This is a genomic window from Streptomyces sp. NPDC003635, assembly GCF_053587635.1.
The window spans coordinates 98,016-105,526 of sequence record NZ_JBSFOK010000031.1 but is presented as its reverse complement, the minus strand read 5'-3'; the positions used below and the strand labels follow the sequence as shown (position 1 = coordinate 105,526).

General features: G+C 70.1%; 11 protein-coding genes. 1 reads left to right on the top strand and 10 read right to left on the bottom strand.

From position 1 onward, the window contains the following. Positions 1-220 precede the first annotated feature (220 nt). Together ACWDRW_RS26465 and ACWDRW_RS26460 are read right to left on the bottom strand one after the other, a co-directional pair. Positions 221-739: a barstar family protein gene (locus tag ACWDRW_RS26465; protein ID WP_451726546.1), complete on the bottom strand. Its 519-nt coding sequence runs from the start codon at positions 737-739 to the stop codon at positions 221-223. A gap of 26 nt (positions 740-765) precedes the next feature. After that, complete coding sequence (locus tag ACWDRW_RS26460) at positions 766-1,413, bottom strand: hypothetical protein (RefSeq protein WP_451726545.1); 648 nt, start codon at positions 1,411-1,413, stop codon at positions 766-768. 67 nt (positions 1,414-1,480) lie between these two features. On the opposite strand from ACWDRW_RS26460, the gene ACWDRW_RS26455 reads away from it, so the two are divergent. Beyond that, positions 1,481-1,825: a hypothetical protein gene (locus ACWDRW_RS26455; RefSeq protein ID WP_451726544.1), complete on the top strand. Its 345-nt coding sequence runs from the start codon at positions 1,481-1,483 to the stop codon at positions 1,823-1,825. A gap of 30 nt (positions 1,826-1,855) precedes the next feature. Here the strand turns inward: ACWDRW_RS26455 and ACWDRW_RS26450 are convergent, their stop codons facing one another. From ACWDRW_RS26450 to ACWDRW_RS26415, 8 genes are read right to left on the bottom strand one after another with little or no spacing between them, the layout of a single operon-like run. Then, on the bottom strand, positions 1,856-2,272 hold the full coding sequence (locus ACWDRW_RS26450; protein ID WP_451726548.1) for a pilus assembly protein TadG-related protein: 417 nt from the start codon (positions 2,270-2,272) through the stop codon (positions 1,856-1,858). Positions 2,273-2,301: 29 nt separating this feature from the next. Beyond that, positions 2,302-2,715 (bottom strand): TadE/TadG family type IV pilus assembly protein, encoded by a 414-nt coding sequence (locus ACWDRW_RS26445; RefSeq protein WP_451726543.1) that lies wholly within the window; start codon positions 2,713-2,715, stop codon positions 2,302-2,304. Beyond that, complete coding sequence (locus ACWDRW_RS26440) at positions 2,715-3,152, bottom strand: TadE family protein (protein ID WP_451726542.1); 438 nt, start codon at positions 3,150-3,152, stop codon at positions 2,715-2,717. The genes ACWDRW_RS26445 and ACWDRW_RS26440 overlap by 1 nt, the downstream gene beginning before the upstream one ends. A 32-nt stretch (positions 3,153-3,184) precedes the next feature. After that, the gene (locus ACWDRW_RS26435) at positions 3,185-3,436 is read right to left on the bottom strand and encodes a hypothetical protein (RefSeq protein WP_015658575.1); all 252 of its coding nucleotides are present in this window, start codon (positions 3,434-3,436) and stop codon (positions 3,185-3,187) included. 32 nt (positions 3,437-3,468) lie between these two features. Then, the gene (locus ACWDRW_RS26430) at positions 3,469-4,392 is read right to left on the bottom strand and encodes a type II secretion system F family protein (protein ID WP_451726541.1); all 924 of its coding nucleotides are present in this window, start codon (positions 4,390-4,392) and stop codon (positions 3,469-3,471) included. Then, positions 4,389-5,357 carry a type II secretion system F family protein gene (locus ACWDRW_RS26425; RefSeq protein ID WP_451726540.1) on the bottom strand — a complete coding sequence of 323 codons (969 nt, stop codon included), beginning with the start codon at positions 5,355-5,357 and terminating at the stop codon, positions 4,389-4,391. Before ACWDRW_RS26425 ends, ACWDRW_RS26430 begins: the two co-directional genes overlap by 4 nt. 7 nt (positions 5,358-5,364) lie before the next feature. After that, the gene (locus ACWDRW_RS26420; protein WP_451726539.1) at positions 5,365-6,672 is read right to left on the bottom strand and encodes a CpaF family protein; all 1,308 of its coding nucleotides are present in this window, start codon (positions 6,670-6,672) and stop codon (positions 5,365-5,367) included. After that, positions 6,669-7,505 carry a hypothetical protein gene (locus tag ACWDRW_RS26415; RefSeq protein WP_451726538.1) on the bottom strand — a complete coding sequence of 279 codons (837 nt, stop codon included), beginning with the start codon at positions 7,503-7,505 and terminating at the stop codon, positions 6,669-6,671. Before ACWDRW_RS26415 ends, ACWDRW_RS26420 begins: the two co-directional genes overlap by 4 nt. Between the last annotated feature and the right edge of the window lie 6 nt (positions 7,506-7,511).

Sequence of the window (7,511 nt, the reverse complement as noted above, 5' to 3'; positions counted from 1 at the left end):
TCCGCGAAGTCGTGCAACGACTTCGCCAGCAACCGCACCTGCTGCGGATCCCCCGGCACCGGATCCTTCTCCAGGTCCAGCACATGCCAATCCGTAGGCCGATGCCCCGCCATACCGCAACCCCCGCCACGTGCACATCACCAACACCCGTATGCACAAGTGAACATACAAGGCACGGGCGTTCGAGGTGAAGTTCCGCTTGACGCGCCGGAGGACGAAGTCAGCGCCACACCACGGGATCCAGCGCGGCGGTCACACACCCCTCCCGGTGGGTGACCGTCAGATCTGGATGGCGTGCGGACAACGCGACGCGTTCCGCGTCGAAGGCCTCGAACTCGAAGACGAAGAACTGCTCGATCGCGGCCCGGTCGAGCGGACAACCATCCAGGTCCACCGCCGAAGTCGCGCGATCCGCGCACTGGCAGAGCACCGGCACCAACAGAGCGAAGTGCGGCACCTGCAGCAGGCGATCGGCGCCCCGGATCACCCCCGCGACGCCGACGCCACCAGTGACCTCGCCGCACAGATCGTCCAGGCAGTCCACCATCGCGTCCCAGTTCCCGCCGAAGTATCCGGGGAAGCGGAAAACGCCGGCGAACGTGTCGTACACGCCTTGCTCGGTCATCAGGCAGCGGGCGTCGACGCGCCGGACACGGCCTCCCGCCGCTTCCAGCTCCGACAGTCGGCGCTGGGCCTCCGCCGAGCCCTCCGGGACGAAGAGGGCACCCCATGCGCTCATCGTTGCGAAGACTTCCCTCCCGTCGCTCACTCCGCGAAGCGGAATGTCGACGTGATCGCGTCGAAGATGTCGAAGAACGAGTCCGCGAGGTCCAGGACCTGGCTGCTGCCCGCCACCAGGGCGACCTTGCCCTCCTGGCCGGGGACCGGGATGAAGGTCTGCATCAGGACCGCCCGGATCGTGCGCTTGAGCGCATCGTCGGGGATCGGGATGTCCTCGATGCCGTACGTCCGGGCCGCCGGGCCCACGCCCGGGATGTCGACCGTGGTCACCTTGCGCCAGGAGTCGCCCTCCTTCCTGGCTTCCTTGACCGCGAGCGTGCTCGCCATGACCGCGGGGTCCGTCGACAGCGGCTCCCCGGACCTGGTGCTGCCGCCGACCAGGGAGACCGTGACCGAGCCGGTGATCGGGGTGTCGCCGCCGAAGCCGTCCGCCATGCAACCGCAGTACATGGCGCCCGACTTCCAGGCGTCGGCGGCCGCCTTGCGCAGGAAGTCCGTGTACACGTCCCGGTACTTCGCCAGCTCCGGCCTGCCCTCCAGCCGCTCGTTCACCATCCGCCGGATCGAGTCGTCCCGGGACTCCGGGCGGACGTCGAACTCCCACCACGATTCCGGGACCTTGATCCGGAAACCCCCGCGCTCGATGGTGAGCGCCTCCATGTAGCGGGCCATGACGTCGACCTTCCGTTCGATGTACCGTGCCGATCAGCCTACGAGTCACAGTCGGGGGACCAACACCATGGGCAAGGGCAAGAGCGACCTCTCGCTGCCGCTGACCGAGCTGGAGGACTACGGCCGACGGCTGCGGTCCATCAAGACGCGGATGAACCACACCAAGAAGATGTTCGAGTCCTACGCGGACGACATCGGTGACGGCACCGTCAACGACGCCCTCGGCGACTTCGAGTCCAACTGGGAGGACGGCCGCGAGGACATCGGCCAGCAGCTCGACGCCCTCGCCGGTATGTCCGACGCGGTGGTCCGCGAGTTCAAGAAGCTCGACGACGAGCTGGCCAAGCAGGTCAACGACTCGATGAAGGTCCAGGACACCCGGCCCAAGAAGGGGGACGGCGGCAAGGCGTGAGCCCCGGTCCGACGACCGGAGCCGGGCCGCTCAGCCCACCTCGTTCTCCGCCACCGCCTGGCCGCGCACGATGACGTCGCCGCCGTAGAACATGCCGGTGAAGACCGGGGAGTACGTCAGCTGGACCTCGACCTGCACCTGGTCGACGGTCGCCACCGTGCAGCGCGTCGCCGCGATGTCCGCGCCGGTCATGTCCATCTCGGTGGCGAACTCCTTCACCCGCGCGTCGCAGTTCTGGAAGTTGATCGGCGCCGGGCCGCCCTCGTTGTCGTAGAGGGCCTCGCGGTCGATGTCCTGGGCCGCGTAACGGGCCGCCTGTTCCGCGATGTCGGCCGCCCGCTCGCGCTTGGAGATGGACAGGCCGCCGTCGATCACGAACGCCGACAGCGACAGGAACACCAGCGCGAAGATGATCACCGCGCCCGCACCCGAACCCCGGTCGTCCATACGGCTCCGGCGGTCCGCCAGCCACTGCCTCACGCCGACCTCCTGAACGGGTCCAGCGGTGAGCTGAAGGACGCGTCCATCGTGGGGTCTATGTCCAGACCCAGCGTCGCGAGACCCCGGACGCGGCAGCTGACCTGCACCGAGAACAGCGGGTCCACCTCGGGGTCGAAGCCGACGCTGGTCTGCGTCACCGTCACGGGCCCCGCGCACACGTCCGCCAGGTTCGCCTGGGCCGCCTTCCGCGCCTCGGCCATCGCCGTGGCGTGGTCCTTCTGGATGGAGCCGGCCCGGGCCGCGTCACGCGCGGCGCCGTCCAGGGCGCCCCGGCCGTCCACGAGCTGCCCGAAGGCCACCAGGACGAGGATGAACAGCATCATCACCGGGGCGAGGATGACCACTTCCACGGTGGACAGACCGCGGTCGTCGTCGCGCACACGACCCATCAGTTCTCCCCCTCCGGCACGAACCGCTCCACCGGCCCCGCCGACTGCGCGTGCACCGTGAAGTCCAGCCCCGGAAACACCGACGGCACCTTCGCCGTGATCTCCACGCCCACCGTGTTCTGCTCCGGCTGGAGCATCCGTACGTCCGGCGAGAGCACCAGCGCCGGTCCCAGCTGCTCGATGTAGCTGTCGACGACCGTACGGGCCTCGCCGCGCCAGCCGCCCGGCTCGGCGTCCGCCGTGGCGCGGGCCTTGCGGGCGCCGGCCTGGGCGGCCGCCTGGGCGACGTGATCGGCGAAGAAGTACAGCGCGAACTGCACGGTGGCGAAGATCATGAAGAACAGCACCGGGGTCAGCAGCACGAACTCGATCGCGGTCATGCCGGAGTCGCCGCGCGCCGAGACTTCCTCCCGCCGCCGGCGTACCCAAGCCCGCATACGTCGCTGCACCCCCGTCACCGTGACCGTGATCAGCAGGTGCCGCTCTGGTTGGCCCCGTTGATGCAGTTCTCCACCTTCTCGGCGCCACCCTCCAGCGCGCGGTTGATGATCGCGGCGACCACACCGACGATCGCCACGACGACCGCGGAGATGATGACCCACTCCACGGCCGAGGCACCGCGGTCGAGTTCGCCGGACCGGGCGCGCTGCACCCGGCCCTGGAGGAAGGTGACGAGGAAGTCAACCGCCGGGATCCCGGTGCGGAAGTTCCGTTCGGTCATGATCAGTTGTCCTTTCAGAGGGTTGGCCGGCGTCAGACCTGGAACACACGCATTGCGGCCGGATAGATCAGGAACACCAGGAAGCCGGCGCACAGCAGCAGCTGCGCCACGAGCATCGACTGGGACTTCTCGCCCGCGCTGCCCTCGATCTCGGCGAGTTCGCGGTGCCGCATGGTCTCGGCGCGGGAGGCGAGGGACTCCCGGACCTTGGCGCCGTCGTCGGCGACCAGGGCCAACGAGGCGGAGAGGTCCTTCAGCTCCTCCACTCCCAGCTCCTCACCGAGCGAGCCCAGCGCCTGCCACTGGCTGATGCCGGTGATCCGGGCGTCGGCGAGGGCACTGCGGATGCGCTGGTTGGCCCAGCCGTCCGAGATCTCCGCCGCCGCCATCAGGGCCTCGGGGAGACCGCGGCCGCCCGCCAGGCTCATCGACACCAGGTCCAGGTACGCCCCGATGACCCGCCGCAGGTCGCGCCGCTTCTCGGCCGCGTCCCGCCGTACCTCCACGTCGGGGAGGAAGAAGAACAGGGCCGCGAAGAGCAGGGCCAGCCAGACCGGGACGATCGGGCTGCTGCTCAGGCTCATCGTCCACACCACGGCGAACAGGAACGGGCCGAAGAACAGGCCCGCCACCCCGAGCAGCACCTTCGTCGCCAGGAACTTCTCCCAGCTGCGCTCCAGTACCGCGAGGTCCGCCCGCAGCGAGCGCTGTTCCCAGCCCTGCTGCAGATAGAACTCGGCGACCCGCTGGCCGACCTCCGCGCGCAGGGAGGCGAAGCGGCCCGTGTCCTGCGTGGTCCGCGCCGACTCGTACGCCGCTCCCCGGGCCCGCATCGCGTCGATCCGCGCGACCTGCGCGACGGCGCTGCGCTTGGTCGGCATCAGCGCGCGGACGAGGGCGTAGACGCCCAGTCCGAAGACCGCGCCGACGACGATCGGCATCGTCACTTCACTCATCGTCGTGCCCCCTCGTCCGTGTAGAGCGGTCCCTGGGTCGCCGTGGGCGTGCGGGGCCGCACGAACTGCACCGACGACTCGTCCCGGACGAGGAACCGTTCGGGCGTCTCGATGGTCGACAGCTTCCGCAGCCACAGGAAGCCCAGCGCGAACAGCCCGCAGACGCAGGCGAGGACGAGCTGACCGACCGGGTCGCCGTACGGCTCGACGAACTCCCGGTTGAAGATGGACAGTCCGAGGACGAAGGCGACCGACACCGCGACGACGATCTGCACCGACCGCCGGGTGGAGGCCCGTTGGGCCATCACGCGCTGCCGCATGTCGACCTCCTCGCGGGCGGACTTGGCGAGCGCGCCGAGCACCTGCCGCAGACCGGGGCCGCGCAGCCGCGCGTTGAGGATGAGCGCGGCGACGATGATGTCGGCGGACGCGTCGTCGATCTCGTCGGCGAGCTGCTGCAGCGCGTCGGGCAGCGGGGTGCGCGCCCGCAACCGGTCGACGAGCGCGTCCAGATGCGGCCGCAGCACCGGGGCCGCGGCCCGGGCGGACGCCGGGATCGCCTGCTCCAGACCGACCGCGCCCGCGATCGTGTCCCGCAGCGACTCCGTCCAGGAGGCCAGCGCCTCGACCCGCTTCATGGCGGCCCGCTCCTCGGCGGCACCGCCGAAGAGCCGGTCCCAGAAGAAGACGAGGATGCCCGCCGCGATGCCGAGCACGGCCCACCGGGTGAGCAGCAGCACGGCCAGTCCCACGACGGCGGCGAGCGACCCGCGCTGACCGGCGAACCGGATCAACTCGTTCGCCCGCTCGCTGGCCTTCTGCTTCTCGTGCTCGGGCTTGGCTGGCAGCCCTCGTACGGCGATCAGGAGCAGCGCGAGCCCGCCCCCGACGGCGACACCGCAGGCGAGCGCGTACAGGACGGTCGTGGAGAACAGACCGCCGAGAGAACCGAGTTCTCCGCTCATCGTGTGCTCACCCCCATGTTCCGGCGGGCCGGTAGCCGTGCGCCATCAGGTCGTCCAGACAGGCGAGCGGCGCGTGCGGCACGACCCGGCCGTCGGGCGTCTCCGCGAACACCTCGCTGGACAGCACGCGGCCGTCGACGCCGTTGACCTCGCGGACGGAGGTCACCATGCGCTGGAGGCGACCGCCGCTCTGGAAGTCGTTGCGCCGCTGAATGAAGACGACGAAGTTCACCGCGCCAGCGATCAGCATCTGGCTGGCCTCGATGGGCAGCCGTTCGGTCGCCTGGAGCGCGTAGGTCGAAATACGGTTGAAGACCTCGCTGGAGCTGTTGGCGTGAATCGTGGACAGCGAGCCGTCGTTGCCCTGCGACATCGCGTTCAGCATGGTCACGATCTCGTCGCCGAGGACCTCACCGACGATGACGCGGGAGGGGTTCATACGGAGGGACCGCCGCACCAGCTCGGCCATGGTGATGGCGCCCTGACCTTCGGAGTTGGGCAGCCGCTCCTCGAACGCCACCACGTTGGGGTGGAGTTCGGGGAAGGTGTCGAGCCCCAGCTCCAGGGCGCGCTCGACGGTGATGAGCCGCTCGTGTCCGGGGATCTCGTTGGCGAGGGCCCTCAGCAGCGTGGTCTTACCGGCGTTGGTGGCGCCCGCGATCATGATGTTCTTGCGGGCCCGGACCGCGCAGGCGAGGAAGTGGCCGACCTCGGGGGTCAGCGTGCCGTTGCCGACGAGGTCGGAGATGAACACCTTGCCCATGCGCGCGCGACGGATGGAGAGAGCGGGGCGCCGGGCGACGTCCATGACGGCGGACAGCCGCGAGCCGTCGGGCAGCCGCAGGTCGAGCTGGGGGTTGGCGGAGTCGAAGGGACGGGACGAAAGACCCGAATAGGCACCGAGCACCTGAATGAGCTCGATGAGCTCCTCGTCGGTCTCCGCGACCGGATCCCCCTTCACCTCCCGACCGTCGCTGTACCCGACGAAGACCTGATCGCACCCGTTGATGTCGATGTTCTCGACCTCGGGATTGTCGAGAAGCGGCTGAAGCCGCCCCACCCCGAAGAGCGCGGCGTGCACGGCGGCCGCGTACTGCTCCTCGGTCTCCGCGTCGAGCGGAGTACGACCGGCGTTGATCTCGGTCCGGGCGTACTCCTCCAATATCTGCGCGATGACGGCACGGGCGTACTGCCGCTCGTCCTCGTTGGACATCGGGGTGACACCGCTGACCTGGTCCAGGCGGCGCTGCTCGGCGATCCGGTCGCCGGCCTCCTGCCGGAACCGCTTGACCAGCTGATGGTCGACAGCCGTCATCGGGCGGCCTGGCCGTTCATCTGGGCCTGGTGCGCCCACGCCGCCCCGTACTGCTGGTAGATGTCGGCGGCGACCTTGCGGGCCGAGCGGATCAGCAGCGACTTGTCGAGCCGTCCCCGCTTACGGCCGGCCAGCTGGTCGGCGCCGGTGGGGTCGTCGGCGATGGTGCCGACCACGCGGGCGCCGGTCTGGGCGTGCACGAGCATGTCGTTGACCTGGCCCGCGATCTTCCCGGCGTCGCCCGGGTCGGCGATGAGCACTACGCCGATCAGCGGGGTGGCGAGGCCGGCGGCTCCGCGCGGTCCTCCGTGCAGCTTGGTGGACAGGGCGGCGGCACGGTCCCGGACGCGCGCGATGGCCTCGGGTTCGGTACGGCTGATCAGCAGGACGAGCGCGGCATGCGGGAACAGTTCCACGGCCGGGGTGTCGCCGCTGATCCGGCCGCAGTCGGCGATGACGTCGGCGGGCGCGTTCGGGGAGTCGGCGAGGGCGGAGAAGGCGTGGCCGAGGGTGGGCCAGAGCCCGGCGAGTCCGGCGGCCTGCTCGGCGATGCCGAGTCCCACGAGGACCTCGAGCCCGCCACTCAACGGCTGCACGTGGTCCCAGAGTTGATCGGGCACGAGGCCGCGTCGCGCGGTGGCGGCTATGGAGAGCATGCCGGTGTTCGGGTTGAGCGGTCCGCCGTGCGCGGCGGCACTGCGGTACACCAGGTCCCCGCCCGCCGGGTCGGTCTCGGCGAGCAGGACGCGACGCGGCCAGACCGCCGAGAGGGCGACGGCCGCGGTGGTGACGCCGGGGGAACCCTTGTCGGCGGCGAGAGCGATGAGCGCCATGGGGTG

What these genes read in the sequence shown, in the direction of transcription:
- ACWDRW_RS26465 (WP_451726546.1), bottom strand. Translation starts at nt 739, where the DNA reads ATGAGCGCATGGGGTGCCCTCTTCGTCCCGGAGGGCTCGGCGGAGGCC.
- ACWDRW_RS26460 (WP_451726545.1), bottom strand. Translation starts at nt 1,413, where the DNA reads ATGGCCCGCTACATGGAGGCGCTCACCATCGAGCGCGGGGGTTTCCGG.
- ACWDRW_RS26455 (WP_451726544.1), top strand. Translation starts at nt 1,481, where the DNA reads ATGGGCAAGGGCAAGAGCGACCTCTCGCTGCCGCTGACCGAGCTGGAG.
- ACWDRW_RS26450 (WP_451726548.1), bottom strand. Translation starts at nt 2,272, where the DNA reads ATGGACGACCGGGGTTCGGGTGCGGGCGCGGTGATCATCTTCGCGCTG.
- ACWDRW_RS26445 (WP_451726543.1), bottom strand. Translation starts at nt 2,715, where the DNA reads ATGGGTCGTGTGCGCGACGACGACCGCGGTCTGTCCACCGTGGAAGTG.
- ACWDRW_RS26440 (WP_451726542.1), bottom strand. Translation starts at nt 3,152, where the DNA reads ATGCGGGCTTGGGTACGCCGGCGGCGGGAGGAAGTCTCGGCGCGCGGC.
- ACWDRW_RS26435 (WP_015658575.1), bottom strand. Translation starts at nt 3,436, where the DNA reads ATGACCGAACGGAACTTCCGCACCGGGATCCCGGCGGTTGACTTCCTC.
- ACWDRW_RS26430 (WP_451726541.1), bottom strand. Translation starts at nt 4,392, where the DNA reads ATGAGTGAAGTGACGATGCCGATCGTCGTCGGCGCGGTCTTCGGACTG.
- ACWDRW_RS26425 (WP_451726540.1), bottom strand. Translation starts at nt 5,357, where the DNA reads ATGAGCGGAGAACTCGGTTCTCTCGGCGGTCTGTTCTCCACGACCGTC.
- ACWDRW_RS26420 (WP_451726539.1), bottom strand. Translation starts at nt 6,672, where the DNA reads ATGACGGCTGTCGACCATCAGCTGGTCAAGCGGTTCCGGCAGGAGGCC.
- ACWDRW_RS26415 (WP_451726538.1), bottom strand. Translation starts at nt 7,505, where the DNA reads ATGGCGCTCATCGCTCTCGCCGCCGACAAGGGTTCCCCCGGCGTCACC.